Source organism: Oleiphilus sp. HI0123 (assembly GCF_001635315.1).
This window is the reverse complement of sequence record NZ_LWGE01000822.1, coordinates 1-1,191: the sequence shown is the minus strand read 5'-3', so window position 1 is coordinate 1,191 and position 1,191 is coordinate 1. Positions and strand designations below refer to the sequence as shown.

The window sequence follows — 1,191 nt, the reverse complement described above, 5'->3', positions numbered from 1 at the left end:
ATAAAACCACTCTTCAACATAATATCAAAGCGTAGAGCAATACGTTGATGCAGCTCGGAACGATCACTCGGTGCAATTGAGAGGTTAATGAATTCATAGGGGGCTGGCGGAATTGCGCCACTCTCTGATTGACTTTGCTGATCCTGCCAAAACTGAGTCAGCGTCTTTCCTGTTACCCGAAAAACCTCCAAAGCTCTTTGAAGACGCTGGGAATCAGTTGGTTTTAGGCGCGCGGCAGATTCGGGGTCGACTAGCGCCAGCTGCTCATGAACATAAGGCCAGCCATGCTTTTCAGCATCAAGAGATATCGCTGCGCGAACCTTGTCATCAGCACAAGGCAAGGATGCGATACCATTCTGCAAAACTTTGTAGTACATCATCGTACCGCCCACCAATAAAGGTGTGCGTCCACGACTTGTTATTTCCTGCATCTCTCTTAGCGCATCATCATAAAACCGAGCTACCGAATAACTGTCTTTAGCAGCAATAATATCAATCAGTCGGTGTGGAGCGCGCGCCAACAATTCTTTTTCGGGTTTTGCCGTACCGATATCCATGCCTCGATATATCAAGGCAGAGTCCACACTGATAATGTCGCAAGCTAAGGTTTCATGAAGAGAGACTGCCAGGTCTGTCTTACCCGCCGCTGTCGGCCCCATTAGACAAATTGCACTAGGCAAGCTCATTGATAAAGCCTTAAAGAAGGTATTCGCAACATCTTAACGCCCCCGCAGAAATAACTTATCCAGCTCACCCATAGACAGTGCGGTCCAGGTTGGGCGGCCATGGTTACACTGACCACTGCGCTCAGTTTCTTCCATATCTCTCAGCAAAGCGTTCATCTCCGGTATCGTCAACGATCGATTGGCCCTTACCGAACCATGACAAGCCATAGTCGACATCAACTCATTCGCTTTTGCCTCTAGCTGGTCGGAGTATCCGTGCGTAATCATATCACTCAACAAGTCTCTTACTATCTGATCAACATTCACCTGCTGAAGTATCACTGGCACCTGACGAATCACGATACTTTCCGGACCAGACCGTTCTAGGCCCAAACCAAATTGCTGTAAGTCCCCGGCACAATCTGCAGCAACAGTAGCCTGTCGTTAACTTAAAGAGATATTCAGCGGCACAAGCAGGGGCTGAGCCTTGATTCCATCACTATAAAAATCATTTTTCATTCGCTCA

1 protein-coding gene and 1 pseudogene are annotated in these 1,191 nt (G+C 47.9%); both read right to left on the bottom strand.

Annotated elements, in window-relative coordinates; genetic code table 11:
- Window positions 1–686 (bottom strand): tRNA (adenosine(37)-N6)-dimethylallyltransferase MiaA (gene miaA, locus A3761_RS07195; RefSeq protein ID WP_068750040.1); only part of this gene is annotated, 686 nt, incomplete at its 3' end.
- A 33-nt stretch (window positions 687–719) separates the two neighbouring features.
- Window positions 720–1,094, bottom strand: a pseudogene (gene mutL / locus A3761_RS07190) (DNA mismatch repair protein MutL); the annotation flags it as partial.
- Window positions 1,095–1,191: the final 97 nt, after the last annotated feature.